Consider the following 19,830-nt stretch of genomic DNA (forward strand, 5'->3'; position numbering starts at 1 on the left):
ACATTGACGAGGATTAACGATGCGGTGATGAATATGCCAAAAAACAGGATTTGAAAGAGCGATTGTCGAAAAGTAATCGTCATTGGCGTTTAAACTTACTGTTGCCGAATGTCTTTTCCCCTGAATCGAGAACTGTAAATCGCTCGACAGTCAAAACAGAGGGGGCATTAGGGTTAACGGAAAATTCCAGCCGTTTCTGATGATTAACAGAAAAATCTGGATGCCAAATGGTTACGGTAGGCGATGAACTTGTCAAGTCTGCCATGCCCTGTTGGTTTGTTGTCCACACCGGGCTGTTATCCCTGATATATATAAACCCCACCATAGAATCATGGATATTGCAGCCAAGTACTACAATACCGGGCTTATCAAATTTAACCGGTGCTGCATTATTACCCGAATAGAGTTTTATTTCGAAAGGATGGGGTTCAGAAAAACTGTAAACATGGTGGCGAATATTGTCGCTGTTGGGAAACACTACCCGTTGTCCTTGTTGAATAACCAAAATTTTGGGTAAGAACTGTTTATCAACCTGGTCCATTATGGCCAGAGTTTCAGGAGCAACCGATTTTTCATTATCCTTTTGCGGTTGGAGCAAACTGATAACGGCATCAACATAAGGGATACCCTGTTGGTCGACTATCGTAATGGTCGCCGCGCGACCTGAAAAAGCAATCAGCCCACTTAAACCGGCAGTTAATGCGCATAACACTAATAATTTAAGTTGTCGGATTCGTTTTGGCATAACAACCATTGTGCTTCGCAAATTGAGAAACTTAACCACTAAAAATCCAAGGCAGTTTTGGGCAAATCTAACTACGATAAATTATAGAAGTTTTCTGAGATATCAATATATTTAGGAAGATACGAGTAAATCCCTGATGTTAGGTATAGTATAATTCTACGGATTTACAATCATAGTAGATATTGGACTTTCTGCCTTTACAAAGTAATCGAATGTGCAAAGAATCTGACCACTACAGCATGCGGTTCTATGATCCCAGTGGATTTCAAAAATCAAACTTCATGTTGCGTCTTTTTCGTCTTATAAGTCCGGATTTATTTAAGTATTCCGATATGCGATGCTTAAAATTTACTCGCTTCAAAGCAATAAATCAGTTACTTTAATTTTAGGTTGCATAGTGCTTTAATCATCATTACCACCTGCTTCACCTTCTCTGAACAACTGATATATCAATGCACTTAATTTACATGGACGTACAATATGAGAATTTTAATCTCGATAGTATTTTTGTTGAGTTCAACAGCTCTGTTAAACGGGTGCTTCTTGACTGATAAGCCGGTAAGTAACAAAAATTACACGCTTGTTTTTAAAAACCAACCAGACTTACGGAATATAGAAACATATGATGTTACCAATACTAAAATGTTTTTTAGCGATCTTAAAAAAAGTGACTTTTATTTATCTGGCTCACCTTCCAATATAGATTTAACTGACGTCAAGAAATTAGCGGAAGAAAATATCATCACCTACTCCGAATATCTACTTGTATCAAAATACTGGGATAGCGAGATTCCTAGTCCAGTTCCCACGTTTCTATCTTTTCAGCAAGATCAAGATAACAGCTGTTTTGCCGTCAGAATCGAACAACGTCCTGAGTACTATTTACGTCAGTCTAATAAAAAAACTTATGCAGATAATTCTGTTATGAGCGTGCATGGATTAGCAAATGGTAAGTATGCGGTAATATCGCTATACAGCCGAACTAAAAACAGTAATTGTACTCATGACACGGATCAGAAAGAAATTGTGACCGTGATGCTTGAAGTACGAGGAAATACTCTGAGTATTCACGAAAACATGAACAGTTGGTTAGAAGATAAAATCGAAAGTGGTGCATACAAAAGCCGTTTTTTTAGTAATGCACTTGGAAGAGAAAGCATAGATAAAGGTAATGCTGATAAGCCAATAGATGTATTTGTCATAAATTCAGATAAAGTTTGGAATGATTACATACAAGAAACAAATTATAGCTTCGAGCCAAGTATCATTATGGGAGAGGTTGAATATGACGTTAGAGCATTGTGGAAAATTAAGCATACTTTGGTTAGCTATACCAAAAAGCTGGAATCTGAACGGGAGACATTGGCGCAAGAAAAAAGGCGTCAGGAAGAAGCCAAGAAAAGAGAAGCTGAGGCACTTGCACGCAAACATCGAGAACAAGAGGCGGCTATTCAGGCTTCCAGGTTAAAAGGTAACCGGGATTACTACCTGGTTTTGTATACTGAAGATCAACTAGAACTTTCCCATGAAATACTCACCAGTGCCACATTTAAAGAATATAAATCAAAAGTACTAAGAAGAAGAACTCTAAAGCGGTTGCCAACGTCCGTAGACATTACAAGGTTACCTTACGTTGGTACGTCTTACTTTAATGAGTTTGAACAGGTCTTTTATACTACCTCAACCATACAAACTTACGGCAACTGTTTCAAATACATTGAAACCGGCAAACTAAAAGGCGGCCGACTAGTTCCGGTTGAGATTTCGCAGTTTTCGATGAGAGATAAGGTATTTAGGATTGAGCAAGGCGGAGAAGATATGCAGGTGTGTACCTATGGCTCTGTAAATGTAGACACCTGTGAGATTACAAAATGTAAACAGTATGGAGAAAGAAAAAAAGCTATCTCCTCTCTCCTTTTTTACGATCTGGGCGATGCCAAAACTATTTTCAACTACTACGCAGAAGGCTATCCCTTCGAATAAAAAGTAATATGTAGCATAACCCAGACCCAAAGACTTTTCTAAAATGTAGTGGTCAAGTATATCTGGCCACGGTTTTATTGGTTTCCCAGTAAATATCTTCCTTTTAGTTAGACGGTAGTCCAGCATTCTTTGAATGCGGTCGATAGCGACTATAATACCTATATTTAATTTGTTATTAGTTCTCTTGCGTCTATAAACACTAAGCACCCGATGATCCCCACATTCCTTTGTGGGCAAATAACGGCTAGCAATAGCCGTAGACGCACACTAAAAGTCCGTTATGGAGTGCTAAGTAGCCATGATTGCATGATGTTGTTGAAGGCCGCTTTTCGCTCAAAGCTGTCATTAGAATTGCCACAAACTAATGACTTCTATACGCACATAACCCCCTTCCAGAATTATCCAACTACTTACCTCAAAATCGATATCAGTCAAATGAGACGATTTATCAATCTTTATGAGATTCCACACCTCTCAATCTAACCGCGAAAATACATTGATCTGGATCAAGTTCAGGATTAAACTTTCAGTAATTTCTGAAACTTCAGCAAGGAACATAAAATGAAAATGTCACCGCTTGTCACATCTGCTGTGATGCACTTTGGTGAAATGGGCAGTCGCTGGGGATTTAATCGCACGGTAGGCCAAATGCTTGCGCTAATTGTGCTGCACGAAGAGCCACTGGCAGCCCAGGAAATCGCCGATGCACTGAGCATTTCGAGGGGCAATACCAGTATGGGGCTGAAAGAACTGCAATCCTGGCAGTTAATTAAGCAGCACCATGTACCCGGAGAGCGCAAGGAGTTCTATATTCCAGCGGGATCAATTTGGGTGCTGGCCAATAGGGTATTTGAAGAGCGCCGAAAGCGCGAAATCGACCCTACCTTATCGTTACTCAGGGATTTAATGATGGAGTCTCCCAATAGTGAGCAAGACAGCAATGTACAAGCCCGCTTAAACGAAATTCACGATTTGTTGGAGTCGGTAACGGCATGGTCGCAGGAGCTGCAAAACCTGGGCCCCGATAAACTGGCAACGTTAATGAAACTGGGTGCTGGTGTAGGCCGCATTCTTGAACTCAAAGACAAACTTCTTCCCGGAAAATCAGCCTGATCAGGAGGCGATTGTGGACGCATTCTTATTATCACGACTTCAGTTTGCACTGAATATTAGCTTTCATATTTTATTCCCTACTATCACCATCGCGCTTGGATGGTTTTTGTTTTATTTCAAATTGCGCTCAAACCTGTCGCACCATCCGGTATGGATGCGTATTTACCGTTTTTGGGTAAGGGTATTTGCGCTTACCTTTGCGCTGGGCGTGGTATCGGGCGTTACCATGTCGTTTCAGTTTGGCACCAACTGGCCGGGTTTTATGGAAAAAGCAGGCAACGTAGCCGGACCGTTATTAGGTTATGAAGTACTTACTGCGTTCTTTTTAGAAGCTACCTTTTTGGGCATTATGCTATTTGGTATTCGAAAGGTGCCTAACTGGCTGCACACGCTGGCTACCTTTGTGGTAGCGGCTGGTACTACGCTGTCGGCGTTCTGGATCCTGTCGCTGAATAGCTGGATGCAAACTCCGCAGGGTCATGAAGTCATCGACGGTGTGATATACGCCAAAGACTGGTATGCCATTATTTTTAATCCCTCATTCCCCTACCGGTTTGCACACATGTTGCTGGCATCAGGATTAACCGCCAGCTTCCTGATTGCGGGCTTGTCTGCCTACCGTATTTACAAGGGCGACAATAAAATTGCGCCCAAACTGGCATTGAAAACCGCCACCTATACCGCAGCAGTGTTAATCCCCTTACAGATACTGGCAGGTGATATGCACGGCCTGAATACGCTGGAACATCAGCCACAGAAAATTGCCGCAATGGAAGGCGTGTGGCACACCGAACAAGGTGCCCCGCTGTTGTTGTTTGCCATTCCCGACGCGGAAAGTAAAACCAATCACTTCGAGATTGCCATTCCCAACATGGCGAGTTTTATTCTTACTCATGATGTGAATGGCGAAATTAAAGGTTTGAACGAGTTTGAAGGTAAGCATCCACCGGTGGCACCGGTGTTCTATTCATTCCGGATCATGTTGGGCATGGGTATGCTTATGTTGTTTGCCGCCTGGTGCGGCACCTACTGGCTGCTTCGTAAAGACGCCCTTCCCGACTGGCTGATAAAAGTCTTTATTGGCATGAGCTTCAGCGGCTGGATAGCCACGCTGGCAGGCTGGTACGTTACCGAAGTTGGCCGCCAGCCTTATTTGGTAAGTGGCGTACTCACTACCCAGGATGCGGTAACCGGTCTGCCACCGGCAAACATTGCCCTGTCGTTCTCGCTGTATGCTGCATTGTATGGTGTATTGCTGATTGCCTACATACGCACGCTTATGCTGATGTGCCGCAAGTCGGTGGGCATTGAAGAAATCTCGGCTGAAGAGCGCGCGCAGGCCAAACTGCCCCTCTCCCCCCTACAGGCGAACTAGGAGAAAACCATGCCTTTCGAATCACTTTCTGCCGAAGCGCTGGGCAACATTTATGTTGGCTTACTGGGGCTGGCTGTATTGCTGTATGCCATTCTTGATGGCTATGACTTAGGGGTTGGCGTGCTGTTTCCTCCCCGAAACGAAACATTCAAAGATGACATGGTGGCGTCTATCGGGCCCTACTGGGATGCCAACGAAACCTGGCTGGTATTGGCGGTTGGGTTATTGCTTATTGCCTTTCCGCAAGCGCATAGTGCGATACTGCAAACCTTATACCTGCCTGCCACCTTTATGCTGATTGGATTGATTTTGCGCGGTGTATCATTTGATTTCAGAGCCAAAGTGCCGCAAACCAAGAAGCGCAAATGGGATACCTGCTTTAAGTACGGCTCGTTACTTACTACCTTATCGCAAGGCTATATGCTGGGTATATGGGTTACTGGCTTACGCACCGATTGGTACGCACAAGGCTTTGCCCTACTTGCCGCGTTTGGCGTAACCGCAGCCTATGCGTTTATTGGTGCATGCTGGCTGATCCTCAAAACAGAAGGCGAATTGCAGGCCAAAGCATTTTATTGGGCAAAGCGTTGCCTGATGATTCTGGCTGGCGGGATTATAGCGGTGAGTTTTATAAACCTTACTCTGCATGAAAATGTGCGTGAGCTTTGGCTGGAAAGCCCGTTGGGACTGGTGTTAATGCTTATTCCGTTGGCGTGTTTTGGGTTACTGCTATTGTGCGGCATTGTACTGCAAAAACTCCCCAAAGCAGGTGGGCGCGGCGAATGGCTACCTTTTGCACTGGCACTTCTGGTATTTGTGCTGTGCTTCACTGCCTTTGGCATTAGTTATTATCCCTACGTGGTACCCGGTAAACTCACCATTATGGATGCCCTGAGTGATCCGGACTCACTGCGCTTTCTGTTGGTAGGCGTGGTAGTGGTTGTGCCCTGCATATTGCTTTACACCGTATGGGTATACCGAATATTTGCAGGTAAATCTGAAAAACTGGCGTACTACTGAGTCTGCCAGATGCAAGAAGAAAACAACAAGAATTAACCAACGAAAAGTAATCAGCGAGACGTAAGCAGGGAGAGGTGGCACTCACCTCTCCCGCTTTTACCCGTAAAGTGCAAACTCAATCTATAACGACGGCCGTTCAATAACGTTCGTGCGTAGTTAGTAGCTGCGACGCTTGGTGTCGTGGTGGCTCGCACCGAAAATGGATTTCATCTGGTTGGCAAAGGCCACAAATTTTTCACGAACTGTGCGCTTAATAGCAATGTCTACACCGCCCATCAGCACAAAGCCTTCTACCGTAATGGTAGGCGCCTGACGGTCGGCAATCGACGACGTTTTGTTATCCACTCCGCCCATAATACAAAAGGTTTTGGTAACCACATTCACGTTTTCGGGTACTTTAATGTCGGTACCGCCCATCACGCATAATACTTTTACCGTAACGTGCTGCGCGCGGAATTCGGCATCGGTAAAATCAAGCGTGGTACCGCCCATAAAGTCGATCACCCGGATCTCGCGAGGTACTGTCCAGCGTCCGCCGCGATCCGATCCCCCCATTATATTCACAATGGTATCGCGCTCAGGCACTTCACCGGTTGCATACTTAACACTGAACTTGTGTTCTTTTTCGCGACTGTAGTCACCGTCTACCTGCAGCGTGAGATCGGCAGCTAACGCCACAATTTCATGGTGATCCTTACTTGCCATGGCCTGGTCTAATCGTCGCTCGAAGGCTTCCACCGAAATCACGCCATGACTGTAGTGATAAATCAGTTTGTCGATCACTTCTTCGCGTACTTGCTCGATTGGACGGTCTTCCAGTTTCACCATGACAGTTTCCTTTAATGTTGTGTTGCGTAACTTGCGCGTTATCATTACTACGTGGTTTGGAAGCAAAGTCCACACCAAAAATAAAAACATTACGAATCAATAACCTAACAAACACCCATTTGCAGCTAGCTGAATGATTTCGCCACATTTTAGTCAAACTGGCTGATGCTTGGTGTGCGATACACTGTTTAATAACGCAACGCGCTGTTGTTTTACTCATCATACGCGGTGAATTAAACAGTGTCCTGCCTGCGAAAATTGCACTACTACTTTAGCATCAGCCCACTGCGCTTCTGGTTGTAGCCAATAGTACAACCACAAAAAACCGGGAACTTTTCCCGGCTAAGCCGGGGAACATTTCCATATATACCGGCTGCGAAAATTCTCATACTTAACGGTACACACAATAAGTATTCACCCTATATGCACGTTCACCGCATAACGCGTTAACAGAACAATGCCATACACGTGCAATGTGGAAAAGAGTGAGAAGAAGCTGGACACACAATGAAAAAAACCGCTTATCTTTATTTGGCATCCTGTATTGCTGCGAGTTTTCAAATACATGCGCAACAACAAGACGCTGAACAGATCACCGTGTACGGGCAATCGCCCCTTAGTTTTGTGAGTGGATTAACGGAATACTCACCCGCCAGTCAGCATTTGGATGCCGATGCACTGGAAGTCGAAAACGGTAATTCGTTGGCAAGAATTCTGGATAATAAACTGGTAAGCGTGTCGATTAACGATGTGCAAAACAATCCGTTTCAGGCTGATTTACAATACCGTGGCTTTACGGCGTCGCCCTTACTGGGTTTACCGCAGGGCCTGTCGGTGTACTTAAACGGCACACGTTTTAACGAACCTTTTGGTGATACCGTAAACTGGGATCTGCTGCCTCCCTCGGCGTTAGAATCGGTTACCCTGGTGTCGGGTGCTAACCCGGTATTTGGTCAGAATACCCTGGGCGGCGCACTTATTTTAAATACCAAAGACGGTTTTTCTTTCCCACACAATAAAGTCACCGTCATGGGCGGCGATTTTAGCCAGCGCGGCATTAATCTGGAATCTGGCGGCAATAATGGCGAGTGGGGCTATTACATCAATATCAACAAATACCAGGAAGACGGCTGGCGCGACTATTCCCCCAGCGATATTCAGCAAGGGCTGGCTAACATTACCCACAAAGGTAAAGACACCGCCACCCGCATCACCCTGGCCGTAAATGAAAACGATCTGATTGGCAACGGTGCCATTCCGGTAGACCTGATCCCGCATGAGGGCCGCGCAACTATTTATACGTTGCCCGACCAAACGTTCACTAACCTGCGCTTCCTGAACCTGAATCATGAGTGGAACCTGGACGACGATTTGGTATTGCGTTTGAACACTTACTACCGTGAAAACAAAATCGAAACCTACAACGGTGACGACAGTGACTACGAAGAATGTGATGTAGGCTATGGCGAAACCTTATGTGAAGAGGACGAAGACGCTGAACTGGTTGAAAACGATGACGTCGAAGATGATAAAGATGCAGAGGACGCCGTTCAGTTTGTAGGTTTTGACCCGTTAGTGCCTCTGGAAAATATCAGTAATGCAGATCCGGATACCCTGGACGGTACCGCCAATACCAGCTTTACCGACCAGCAAAGCTTCGGCTTTAGCGCCGAACTGGCGGGTAAAGCTGCTACAGGTTCAATGACACACCATTGGGTAGTTGGCCTGGGTATCGATACCGCCGATATTTCATTTCGCAGTGATACCGAGTTTGCCGTGCTCGACAATGACACACCAGAAAGCAGCCGAGGGGTTACCGGCATTGGTGTATTTGACGAAGGTTCTCGCGTGCGTCTTACCACAGATGTTCGCCACACCTACGCGTTTGTTAGCGATGTCATTGATTTGAACCACCACTGGCAACTGGCTCTGGCCGCCCGTTACAACAAATCCACCATTGATATGATAGACGGTGTTGAGGAAGGCGAAGGCTCGCTGAACGGCAACCATGCCTTTAACCGATTTAATCCGTCAGCCACAGTGCACTACCGTACCGATAGCTACCACGCTTATGCGTCTTACAGCCAGTCGTCACGTACCCCGACGCCAGCAGAACTAAGCTGCGCCGACGAAGACGATCCCTGCAAACTGCCCAATGGTTTTGTGGCCGATCCACCACTGGATCAGGTACGCACCGATACCCTTGAACTGGGTGCCAATATTACGCTGGAAAACGGCTCACTCCATGCAGCGGTGTATCGCAGCGAGAGCAAAGACGACATTATTTTCCAGCAGGCCGGTGACCGTGCGTCAGTGGGTTATTTTATAAACATAGAGAAAACGCGCCGACAAGGCGCTGAATTCAGCGTATTACAACAATGGGACGATCTGGAAGTGTCTGCCAACGTAAGTTATTTACAGGCAACCTTTGAATCTGCCTTTGTCTCGTTCAGCCCGCAAAATCCAATGGGACCGGGCCGTCAGGTAACACCAGGCGATATCATTCCGGGTCAGCCTGAATGGCTTGCGGGTGTGGAAGTAACTTATCCGCTGCTTGAAAATCTGTATATCAGCGCAGATGTAGACTATGCGTCGGGCCAGTATTTCCGGGGCGACGAAGCCAACGAAAACCGCAAACTGGATGGTTATACGCTGGTTAACCTGAGTGCGACTTACGCTCACCCAAGTGGCATTACCGTTGGCCTGCGTCTGGAAAACGTGTTTGATACCGAGTTTGAAACCTTTGGAACTTATGGCGAAGCCGACGAAGTACTTGAAGATATTTACGACGATATCGAATCAACTGAGTTTGTGGGCCCTGGCCAACCCAGAACGCTAAGGCTATTTGCCTCTTATCAGTTTTAATTTACTAGAGTCGCCCCGGCTGGCCTGCTATTCCAGTCGTTAGCCGGAGATAGATATAGTGATAAAGCTACTTGCTAAGCAGCCACGCTTGCCACAACACAATAGCCAGAAGAATAGCGCTGACCCATTGCCACAACAGCACCGGGTTGCGTTCGATCAGTGGACCAGGCTTTTCGGTAGCAATAATGTCTTTGGGGTTGTCCAGCGCGGCTTCGAATTCCGACAGCGCATTGAAGCGCTTGTGTTGTTCTGGTTGCGTGGCTTTCTTTAAACAGATATCAATCCACGCGGGTAAGTCCGGACGGTATTGCTTGATGCTCTGATAGTGGTATTCGTTCGCACTTTCAGGGATGTAATCTTTGTATTTAAATGGCTTATAAGGCAGCGCGCCGCTCAGCATCTCGTACACAATAACACCCAGCGAAAACATATCGGTTCTAAAATCACTGTGATTCTGAATCAAAAATTCAGGTGCAATGTAGTTCACTGAGCCAACCGGGTAGTCTTCATGGGTTTGATCACCGGTTTCCAGCAACGACTTCACCAGTACGGTGCCAAAATCGATGAGTTTGACTTCCCCATGCCGGGTGATCATAACGTTTTCCGGTTTGAGGTCGCGGTGCACCATATCGTTGCGCTGAAAAGTGCGCAACGCCACAATGATCTGCTTCACAATACGTCGAACTGTGTCGATTGAGGGCGATGGGTTATCTATAATCCATTGGCGCAGGGATTGTCCCTCAATGTATTCACACACATGGTAATAAAACTGCGTGTTTTCGCGTCTGGGCAACACTTTCATGATGTGCGGACTATCCAGACTTTTGCCTACCCACTCTTCCCGCAAGAAGCCCTGCAAAAAAGTAGTGTCATCTTCAAACTTTTCAGTAGGTGTTTTCAGGCCGTATATTGTGCCAGACTGCTCGTCCAGCACCTTGTACAAACTGGAGCGCGTACCGTTAAATACCTGCTCCAGAACCCGATAACCCTCGAGTTTATGCCCGACTTCCAAAGCCGGCGGGATCACCAGACTACGCCCATGAACAGACAACTCGTGAACGTTTGTCGCCGGTAAACTATCAACCCTTGCCAACAAACAACTCACATTGTCGTTACTACCAGCGTCCAATGCCGCTCGCACTATGGCTTTAGCGGTCGATTCCAGATCTGCCACGCCCTCAAGCATTTGCCGGAGCTTTTTGTGCGATAAAAATTCATGCACACCGTCACTGGTGAGCATGTACAACTCGCCCTGCTGCAAAGCAAATGAGGTAAAATCCACATCGAGTTTAGCATCCAGACCGATTGCCCGGGTGAGCACAAAGTTTGCCCGCTGCTTGGTTGTATGATCGTTGGTTAATAGCTCCAATTGATCGTTGTGAAATCGGTGGATTCGGGTATCACCCACGTGCATTAAGAAACCCGTAGTAGACTTAAAGATCAGACTGCTGAACGTGGTGAGCATTTGACTGCTGCCACCCAGCGAATAATCGAACTGACCGTGACACCAACGATTGAGGCTGTTTAGAATTTTGCCTACCGAACGGCTAACCGACCAGCTTGGCGGTGTTTGCATGTAATCATAAATGAAGTTATTCACCACGGTATTAGCGGCTTCTTTGGCTTTACTGCAGGCAGACACACCATCGGCAATGGCAACTACTGCGCCTTTGTCGTGGAGCTGTTGTCCTTCCCCCTGCCAGGCAGCAAAGGCGTCCTGATTTTCAAACTTGATCCCCTGACTGCTGTAACCGCCAAAACTTACATTCAAATTTGCCATGCTTTATCCGAAAAAAGCACCTGCCTCTGGCGAGGACAGGTGCATTACCACACTTATGCCTGTTGGGTAATAAGGTTATCCTACGTGGATCAATTCAACTGTGCCGTCTTCGTTGACTTCGGTAATTGCGCCACTCGGCTCTTTCATAAAGAGTAACGCAATAAAGCCAAATGCGGCAGTCCCACTGATCACAAGGAAGAAAGTAGAAGCATCAACAAATGAGTAAACCGTTAAGTACGTTACCGCACCTACGTTCCCGTAAGCGCCAGTCATTCCAGCAATTTGACCAGTAAGGCGGCGTTTAATTAAGGGGACTACGGCAAATACGGCACCTTCACCAGATTGCACGAAGAACGAGCAGGCCATTACCGCCAGCACTGCCAGCCATACTGGCCATGCCGCATCAATATGGCTCAGCGTGAAATACCCAACAGCCAGACCCGCCGTTAAAATGAGCAACGTTTTCTTGCGGCCAAAGCGGTCAGAAATGATGCCACCGCCAGGGCGTGACATCAGGTTCATAAAGGCATACATACCCGCCAGCAAACCCGCCGTCGCCATAGACAGTTCGAAGGTCTCTGCAAAGAACGCAGGAAGCATGGATACCACAGCCAGCTCAGAACCAAAGGTAGCAAAATAAAGTACGTTCAGTACCGCAACTTGTTTAAATTGATAACGGTGCTGTTCTGCAACGGGTTGAACAAATATCTCGCGATTCACTTTAAAGTTGGAATACGCGTCGAAGCAATAAATGGCAAACAGTGCAACATAGATAAAGGTACACACGTCAGCCGACAACATGCCCACACCACTGGGAGATAACTTCCAGTTAAGCAGCGCCAGCGCCAGGTACATCGGCGTTTTCATAAACAACAGGAAATAAAAATCGCCTTTACTGGTGACTTCCATGCCGCCGAGATTTTTGGGCCGGAAATACGTGGAGCCTTTGGGCGTATCGGTTACGTTGGTGTAATAAATCACGCTGAAAATCACACACAACAGACCGGTAATCGCTACTGCGTAGCGCCAGCCGTCGTCACCACCGAATACCACTGCCAGCGTAGGCAAAGTGAACGCTGCCGCAGCAGAACCAAAGTTCCCCCAACCGCCGTAAATGCCTTCAGCAGTGCCCAGTTCCTTAGGCGGGAACCATTCGCTGACCATGCGGATGCCGATAACGAACCCTGCACCGATAAAGCCCAGCGCAAAACGCGCAATGGCCAGTTGAGTAAAGTCGCTGGCAAACGCGAATAAAAAACAGGGTACAGAGCAGATTGCCAGCAATAAAGAGTACACTAAGCGCGGCCCGTATTTGTCGGTAAGCGCACCAATAATGACCCGCGCGGGTATGGTGAGTGCCACGTTTAATATCAGTAGGGTTTTCCATTCCTCCAGGCTCAGACCCATGTCGCCCATGATCACCTGCTTGAGTGGTGCCATGTTAAACCACACCACAAAGGTAACGAAAAACACCATCCAGGAAAGGTGAAGTATTTTCATTTTCCCAGTGAAAGAGAAGAGATTAAATTTATCTGCAGTCATTGTTACTACCGTGTCCAAAAAACAAAATAAAAAGCCCAATCCTGGCGACAGGATTGGGCTTCATTACCAAACTTTATTCACATTGTTAGCAAAAGCGGGTTTGCTTTATTTTGTATTTTTCACAGCAATTAGCGAGCCAAAAATCAAACACTATGTATTACAACAAGTTATAAAAATTTGCTTCGCCATACACATTGCATTGCACCAATGACGGGATTAAAAGCGGGCTCACTGCACCAAATGTGCACACCCGCAGTTAAAAAACGCCTTACAATGCGGCGATGGTCTCGCGCTGTGCAGATAGCTTGGCTAACTGCGATTCTGCATCAGCCAGTTTGGCCCGTTCTTTTTCAATCACGTCTTCCGGCGCATTGCTCACGAACTTCTCGTTAGTCAACTTGCCCTTAGTGCGGGCGGCGTCTTTTTCGATTTTCTCCATGGCTTTGGCAATACGCGCTAGCTCAGCGTCTTTGTCGATTAAGCCCGCCATAGGGATCAGGATTTCCATTTCGCCTACCAGCGCAGCAGCACTTGCCGGTGCTTCTTCACCCTTGGCCAGGAAAGTGATCCCTTCCAGACGTGCCAGACGGTCGATGAAGGTACGGGAAATACCCAGGCGACGCTCGTCTTCTTCACTGGCATTACGCAGCAGTACCGACAGCGGCTTGCTGGGCGCGATGTCCATTTCACCGCGGATATTACGAATACCCACAATAAAGCGCTTCACCCACTCAATGTCGGCCAGTACTTGTTCGTCTTGCTTAGCAGCGTCTGCCGTTGGGAATGGCTGCACCATAATGCTGTCGCCGTCTTTCACGTTCAGAGCGCTAAGCGGTGCCACGCGTTCCCAAATGGTTTCGGTAATGAACGGCATTAGCGGATGCAGTAAACGCAACAGGTTTTCCAGTACGTTGATTAACGTGTGGCGCGTGCCGCGTTTTTCCGCGTCCGTGGCTTCATCGTTATTCAGCACCGGTTTGGTTAATTCCAGATACCAGTCGCAGAACTGGTTCCAGGTAAACTCATATACCGTTTGCGCGGCGATATCGAAACGATACTCACTGATGGCTTTCTCAAATTCACCAAGGGTTTGCTGGAACTGTGCCCAAATCCAACGATCAGCCAGACTCAGCACCAGTTCACCGCCATCACGACCGGTATCTTCGGTTTCGGTGTTCATCAACACGAAACGCGACGCGTTCCAGATCTTGTTACAGAAGTTGCGGTAACCTTCTACCCGGCCCATGTCGAAATTGATATCGCGGCTGGTTGAGGCCATGGCAGCAAAGGTAAAGCGCAGCGCATCGGTACCATAGGCGTGAATACCATCCGGGAACTGCTTGCGTGTGCGTTTCTCAATTTTGGCTGCCAGTTGCGGCTGCATCATGCCCGAGGTGCGCTTGGCTACCAGCGATTCCAAATCAATGCCGTCGATCAGATCGATCGGGTCGAGCACGTTGCCTTTCGACTTCGACATTTTGTCGCCGCTTTCATCGCGGATAAGGCCGGTAATGTAGATATCCTTAAACGGGATCTTGCCGGTAAAGCGCTTGGTCATCATGATCATTCTGGCTACCCAGAAGAAAATGATGTCGAATCCGGTTACCAACACCGCAGACGGTAAGTAGGTCTCCAACTCTGGGGTCTTTTCTGGCCAGCCCATGGTAGCGAATGGCCACAGTGCCGACGAGAACCAGGTGTCGAGCACGTCTTCGTCCTGACGCAGCGCTACGCTGTCGTCCAGACCATTTTTGCTGCGTACTTCCGCTTCATCGCGACCTACATAAATGTTACCGTTGTCGTCATACCAGGCCGGAATACGGTGTCCCCACCACAATTGACGGGAAATACACCAGTCCTGGATGTTATGCATCCACTGGTAGTAGGTCTTGCTCCAGTTTTCTGGAACAAAACGGATCTCACCACTTTCTACTGCTTCAATCGCAGGCTTCGCCAGCTCTTCAATGGCCACATACCACTGATCTGTCAGATAAGGCTCAATTACGGCACCGGTGCGGTCGCCACGAGGCACTTTTAATTTGTGATCATCGATTTTAACCAGTACGCCATCTTGTTCCAGTTGTTCCACAATGGCTTTACGCGCGTCAAAACGATCCAAGCCGCGGTAGGCTTCTGGCGCTTCGTCGTTTACCTTCGCATCTGGCGTGAAGATATTGATCATAGGCAGGTTGTGACGCTTACCCATGTCGTAGTCGTTAAAGTCGTGAGCCGGTGTGATTTTTACACAGCCAGTGCCGAACTCAGGATCAACGTAATCATCTGCAATAATAGGAATTAAACGGCCAGTAATAGGCAGCTTAATTTGCTTGCCAATGTAAGCCTGATAGCGCTCGTCATCCGGATGAACTGCAACAGCAGTATCGCCCAGCATGGTTTCCGGACGCGTAGTAGCAACCACGATGCTGCCACTGCCATCGGCCAGTGGGTAACGCATGTGCCACATGTGGCCGGCTTCTTCTTCGTTCAGTACTTCCAGATCAGATACCGCTGTGTGCAGCACTGGATCCCAGTTAACTAAGCGCTTACCACGGTAAATCAGGCCGTCTTCATGCAGTTTAACGAAGACTTCGGTAACGGCTTTTGACAGGTTCTCGTCCATGGTAAACACTTCGCGATCCCAGTCTGACGACGCACCCATACGACGCATCTGACTGGTAATCGTGCCACCAGAGTGTTCTTTCCATTCCCAGATTTTCTCAACAAAGGCTTCGCGGCCTAAATCGTGACGGGTTTTGCCCAATGCGTTCAGCTGGCGCTCCACCACCATTTGCGTTGCGATACCAGCGTGGTCGGTACCCACTTGCCACAACGTATTGTCGCCTTTCATGCGGTGATAACGGGTAAGCACGTCCATAATGGTTTGCTGGAAACCGTGGCCCATGTGCAAACTACCGGTTACGTTTGGCGGCGGCAGTAAAATACAATAGGGTTGTTGCGCAGGATCGCCAGATACCTTGGCTTTAAACAGTCCGTCGTTTTCCCAGCGTTGATAACATTGCTGTTCAATGGAATGAGGTTCGTAGGTTTTGTCCATGGAGAGTCTCAAAGAATACCTGTGTTAAGCCGGTAAAAACTGCATTTGGCAGCCGGCTTGTTGAAAATATTTATAGCGTTGTCGGGCTTGCTGCTTAGCAGCCTCTTCTACCGGCACAAAATCAACAATTTGCTGGAACTGGTTGAATTGATTCACCATTTGCCCACTTACGTTGATGAGGCATGGCCGGCGGGGTAATTGTTGTGCCTGCCAGACGATTTCTACCGGTGCACCACCGGGTGGGCCTTCGCCCGCCAGATTGTGCGGCACAAATCGCGCTGCGGGCAGTTGCCACAACAGTTCATCTACTGCTTCTGCCTGGGCTTTGTCGGCGCACAGTATCACACTCTTTTGCCGGTTGGCATACAGTTCAGCAGTTAATTCGCAGGCTTTCGCGCACAGCGCAGATACCGCCGCGCCGCCATCAGGCGACACGGTTTCTTCTGTTAGTGCGTAAAATCGAACAGCGGGCACGGGCAATTAGTCCTCTTGCGCCAAACCAGCGCGATTCATTAAGAATTGTGCGAGCATCGGTACAGGACGTCCGGTAGCGCCTTTGTTTTTACCACTGTTCCAGGCCGTACCGGCAATATCCAGGTGCGCCCAGTTGTACTTTTTGGTGAAACGCGACAAGAAACAACCTGCCGTAATAGAGCCAGCCGGGCGGCCGCCCAGGTTAGTCATGTCGGCAAACGGGCTCTCCAGTTGTTCCTGATAGTCATCCCACAAAGGCAAACGCCATGCACGATCTGAGGCCTGCTCAGACGCGTTTAACAGCTCGTGCGCCAGAGGATTATGCGTACTCATTAAGCCGGTTGCGTGTTTGCCAAGGGCAATAATACAGGCGCCGGTTAACGTGGCTACGTCGATTACTGTATCCGGGTCGAAACGCTCCACGTAAGTCAGTGCATCACACAATACCAGGCGACCTTCGGCGTCGGTGTTGAGCACTTCAACGGTTTGTCCTGACATGGTAGTAAGAATGTCGCCCGGACGATATGACTTGCCATCAGGCATGTTTTCACAACCAGCCAGCACGCCAATAACGTTCACCGGCAGGTTTAGTGCCGCAACAGTGTGCATTACACCCAGTACTGCTGCCGCACCACCCATGTCGTATTTCATTTCGTCCATGCCTTCGCCGGGCTTTAACGAAATACCACCGGAATCAAAAGTAAGCCCTTTACCCACCAGTACCAGCGGCTGCTGATCGGGCTGACCACCCTTGTGGTAAATAATGCTCATTAACGATTCGTTTTCAGAACCACGGCCCACTGCCAGATAGGAATTCATCCCCAACTCAGCCATTTGTGCTTCGTTCACGCATTCCACATTAACGGAATTGTATTCAGCAGCTAATTGCTGTGCCTGCTCCCACAGATACGCCGGGTTACAAATGTTGGGCGGCATGTTGGCCACATCTTTGGTTACTTTCATGCCCTTAGAAATGGCTAATCCGTGTTCAACGGCCTTTTCGCCCACCGTTAACTCACGGCGAGTGGGTACGTTGAATACGATTTTGCGCAGAGGACGACGCGCTTCGCCCTTTTTGCTTTTCAGTTGCAGGAAGGTATACAGCGTATCCTGGGTAGTTTCGACTGCCTGGCGCACTTTCCAGTAGGTGTCGCGGCCTTTTACATGCAGCTCTGTTAAGAAACATACGGCTTCCATTGAGCCGGTTTCGTTCAGCGTTTGAATAGTTTTAGCAATGATTTGCTTGTACTGGCGCTCATCGAGTTCACGTTCCTTGCCACATCCAACCAACAACACGCGTTCGCTTAATACGTTGGGTACGTGATGCAGCAACAGCATTTGACCTGCTTTGCCTTCCAGGTCGCCGCGACGCAGCAGGTTACTAATATAACCTTCACTGATAGCATCCAGTTGCTCAGCCACGCCCGACAAACGACGGGGTTCGTAGACCCCCACCACAATGCAGGCACTGCGTTGTTTTTCGGGACTGCCGCTTTTTACGTTAAACTCCATGATGTCACCTCAATTTTTTATCTGTCTGTTGCCCCGGCTTAAAATTCACATGCCGTTTTGCCGCGCTTATGGTTTAATACCGCAGCAAAATGTCTTACTGCGTAGGTGCTTTTATGTCGATTTTACAACATTCAGGCAATCGCACCTGCCGGAGCCAAGGGTTAGTTATACTGGCAAAACATGTAAAAATGGTAAGTTTACTCAAAATTATAGCTGCTTTCACTAAAATTCCGACTTTTAGCATAGGCCATAAATGCTGATATTCCGCTATTTACTTAAGGAAACGCTGAAGTCTCAGGTTGCCATTTTTCTTATACTAATGGCAATTTTTATTACCCTGCGATTTGTTAAAGTGCTGGGGGATGCGTCTGAGGGCGATATCCCTGCAGGTCTGGTGATAGGATTCCTTTCCCTGTATGCGCCGATTCTGGCATCGCTGGTTATCCCCATTAGTGCGTTCCTGGGCATTATGATGGCCTATGGGCGTTTATATGTAGACAGCGAAATGACCGTAATGCGCGCTTGTGGGATAAGCGAATGGTACGTCACCCGGGTAATGTTGTTCCTATCTGTACTGATCATGATTTTTACTGGTTTTGTTACCCTTTATCTTGCTCCTACCGCCGCACAAAGCGAATTTAATCTTCGTGAACAGGCTAAGGCAGAAGCGGGATTCAGCGCCATCATCCCTGGTAGATTCCAGGAAACGGGCAATCAGGAAGCCGTTATTTTTGTGCATGATGTTGGAAGTGATGGCTCACTTCAGAAAGTATTTCTGGCTCAGCAACAAGCCAACAATGAAGCGCAGGTGCGGGTTGTTTACGCACAGCAGGGCACCATTAACAAAGAGCCTGACGGTACCCGCCAACTTATTTTGAATCAGGGAAATCAGTACGAAGGCGAGCACCGCCGACGTGATTTCCGGGTTGTCAATTTTGACGAGTATCAGGTGCAAATTGACGATCCCGAGCAGCAGGTTACCCGCCGAAAAGTATCGGTAATGTCTACCTCTGAATTACTGCAGGACCCATCCATTGAAGCCATTGTTGAGCTACAGTGGCGGATTGCGATTCCGCTGTCGATTCCGTTTTTGGTACTGATTGCCGTGCCGCTTAGTGCAGTTGATCCGCGTCAGGGTAGATTTGGCAAAATGTTCCCGGCTATTTTGTTGTACCTCGGCTATTTTATGTTGCTACTGGCCAGTCGCAGAGTACTGGAAGATGGCAAAATACCTATTCAGTTGGGACTCTGGTGGGTACACGGCATCATGTTCATGATTGGCGTTACCCTGCTCTCCCGCGACCGCAAATTCGGCACCACACTGCGCGCCTGGTTGTTGAGGAAGAAGTCATGAAATGTCCCCGTCAATATGCAACAAGCATATTGACTAATAGCCCTCCCCGTCTATACTGAATATATGTACAGTAATGTTATGTTTGTTATTGTTGTTGTTGTTGGGTTGTGTGTTTGTGGAGAATTAGTGTGTGTCTGTTTTGGTAGAAGTTGTGGGTAACTGCCTAAGCAGTTATCCATCAGCT

General features: G+C 47.7%; 13 protein-coding genes. 6 read left to right on the forward strand and 7 right to left on the reverse strand.

The genetic code is table 11. From position 1 onward, the window contains the following. Positions 1-79 precede the first annotated feature (79 nt). Positions 80-754 carry a methylamine utilization protein gene (locus FJ444_RS14265; RefSeq protein WP_140959248.1) on the reverse strand — a complete coding sequence of 225 codons (675 nt, stop codon included), beginning with the start codon at positions 752-754 and terminating at the stop codon, positions 80-82. A gap of 534 nt (positions 755-1,288) precedes the next feature. On the opposite strand from FJ444_RS14265, the gene FJ444_RS14270 reads away from it, so the two are divergent. The 4 genes from FJ444_RS14270 to FJ444_RS14285 all read left to right on the forward strand — a co-directional run bounded on the left by FJ444_RS14270 (position 1,289) and on the right by FJ444_RS14285 (position 6,236). Continuing rightward, positions 1,289-2,728: a hypothetical protein gene (locus FJ444_RS14270; RefSeq protein WP_140959250.1), complete on the forward strand. Its 1,440-nt coding sequence runs from the start codon at positions 1,289-1,291 to the stop codon at positions 2,726-2,728. Between the two features lie 561 nt (positions 2,729-3,289). Beyond that, positions 3,290-3,841: a GbsR/MarR family transcriptional regulator gene (locus tag FJ444_RS14275; protein ID WP_140959252.1), complete on the forward strand. Its 552-nt coding sequence runs from the start codon at positions 3,290-3,292 to the stop codon at positions 3,839-3,841. A 13-nt stretch (positions 3,842-3,854) separates the two neighbouring features. Then, on the forward strand, positions 3,855-5,216 hold the full coding sequence (locus FJ444_RS14280; RefSeq protein WP_140959254.1) for a cytochrome ubiquinol oxidase subunit I: 1,362 nt from the start codon (positions 3,855-3,857) through the stop codon (positions 5,214-5,216). Positions 5,217-5,225: 9 nt separating this feature from the next. After that, positions 5,226-6,236, forward strand: coding sequence for a cytochrome d ubiquinol oxidase subunit II (locus tag FJ444_RS14285; protein ID WP_140959256.1), 1,011 nt, complete (start codon positions 5,226-5,228; stop codon positions 6,234-6,236). Positions 6,237-6,392: 156 nt separating this feature from the next. Here the strand turns inward: FJ444_RS14285 and FJ444_RS14290 are convergent, their stop codons facing one another. Then, positions 6,393-7,064: a LiaF domain-containing protein gene (locus FJ444_RS14290; protein ID WP_255439185.1), complete on the reverse strand. Its 672-nt coding sequence runs from the start codon at positions 7,062-7,064 to the stop codon at positions 6,393-6,395. A gap of 507 nt (positions 7,065-7,571) precedes the next feature. Here FJ444_RS14290 and FJ444_RS14295 point away from each other — a divergent pair. Continuing rightward, positions 7,572-9,929 carry a TonB-dependent receptor gene (locus FJ444_RS14295; protein WP_140959258.1) on the forward strand — a complete coding sequence of 786 codons (2,358 nt, stop codon included), beginning with the start codon at positions 7,572-7,574 and terminating at the stop codon, positions 9,927-9,929. A gap of 67 nt (positions 9,930-9,996) precedes the next feature. Here FJ444_RS14295 and FJ444_RS14300 read toward each other — a convergent pair whose 3' ends face one another. From FJ444_RS14300 to pepA, 5 genes are all read right to left on the reverse strand, one after another. Then, entirely contained in the window at positions 9,997-11,709 is a 1,713-nt protein-coding gene (locus FJ444_RS14300) for a bifunctional protein-serine/threonine kinase/phosphatase (RefSeq protein ID WP_140959260.1), read from the reverse strand. 75 nt (positions 11,710-11,784) lie between these two features. After that, positions 11,785-13,251 (reverse strand): NarK family nitrate/nitrite MFS transporter, encoded by a 1,467-nt coding sequence (locus FJ444_RS14305; protein ID WP_140959262.1) that lies wholly within the window; start codon positions 13,249-13,251, stop codon positions 11,785-11,787. 268 nt (positions 13,252-13,519) lie between these two features. After that, the gene (locus tag FJ444_RS14310) at positions 13,520-16,306 is read right to left on the reverse strand and encodes a valine--tRNA ligase (RefSeq protein WP_140959264.1); all 2,787 of its coding nucleotides are present in this window, start codon (positions 16,304-16,306) and stop codon (positions 13,520-13,522) included. 24 nt (positions 16,307-16,330) lie between these two features. Then, positions 16,331-16,780, reverse strand: a complete 450-nt coding sequence (locus FJ444_RS14315) for a DNA polymerase III subunit chi (RefSeq protein ID WP_140959347.1) — start codon at positions 16,778-16,780, stop codon at positions 16,331-16,333. A 6-nt stretch (positions 16,781-16,786) separates the two neighbouring features. After that, complete coding sequence (gene pepA / locus FJ444_RS14320; protein ID WP_140959266.1) at positions 16,787-18,292, reverse strand: leucyl aminopeptidase; 1,506 nt, start codon at positions 18,290-18,292, stop codon at positions 16,787-16,789. A gap of 253 nt (positions 18,293-18,545) precedes the next feature. Here pepA and lptF point away from each other — a divergent pair, with 253 nt between their 5' ends. Beyond that, on the forward strand, positions 18,546-19,646 hold the full coding sequence (gene lptF / locus FJ444_RS14325; RefSeq protein WP_140959268.1) for an LPS export ABC transporter permease LptF: 1,101 nt from the start codon (positions 18,546-18,548) through the stop codon (positions 19,644-19,646). Positions 19,647-19,830 lie beyond the last annotated feature (184 nt).

The sequence above is a fragment of the Aestuariibacter sp. GS-14 genome (genome assembly GCF_006494365.1).
GTDB classification, from domain to species: domain Bacteria; phylum Pseudomonadota; class Gammaproteobacteria; order Enterobacterales; family Alteromonadaceae; genus Alteromonas; species Alteromonas mangrovi.

What these genes read in the sequence shown, in the direction of transcription:
- FJ444_RS14310 (WP_140959264.1), bottom strand. Translation starts at nt 16,306, where the DNA reads ATGGACAAAACCTACGAACCTCATTCCATTGAACAGCAATGTTATCAA.
- lptF (WP_140959268.1), top strand. Translation starts at nt 18,546, where the DNA reads ATGCTGATATTCCGCTATTTACTTAAGGAAACGCTGAAGTCTCAGGTT.
- FJ444_RS14305 (WP_140959262.1), bottom strand. Translation starts at nt 13,251, where the DNA reads ATGACTGCAGATAAATTTAATCTCTTCTCTTTCACTGGGAAAATGAAA.
- FJ444_RS14295 (WP_140959258.1), top strand. Translation starts at nt 7,572, where the DNA reads ATGAAAAAAACCGCTTATCTTTATTTGGCATCCTGTATTGCTGCGAGT.
- FJ444_RS14265 (WP_140959248.1), bottom strand. Translation starts at nt 754, where the DNA reads ATGGTTGTTATGCCAAAACGAATCCGACAACTTAAATTATTAGTGTTA.
- FJ444_RS14300 (WP_140959260.1), bottom strand. Translation starts at nt 11,709, where the DNA reads ATGGCAAATTTGAATGTAAGTTTTGGCGGTTACAGCAGTCAGGGGATC.
- FJ444_RS14275 (WP_140959252.1), top strand. Translation starts at nt 3,290, where the DNA reads ATGAAAATGTCACCGCTTGTCACATCTGCTGTGATGCACTTTGGTGAA.
- FJ444_RS14285 (WP_140959256.1), top strand. Translation starts at nt 5,226, where the DNA reads ATGCCTTTCGAATCACTTTCTGCCGAAGCGCTGGGCAACATTTATGTT.
- FJ444_RS14290 (WP_255439185.1), bottom strand. Translation starts at nt 7,064, where the DNA reads ATGGTGAAACTGGAAGACCGTCCAATCGAGCAAGTACGCGAAGAAGTG.
- pepA (WP_140959266.1), bottom strand. Translation starts at nt 18,292, where the DNA reads ATGGAGTTTAACGTAAAAAGCGGCAGTCCCGAAAAACAACGCAGTGCC.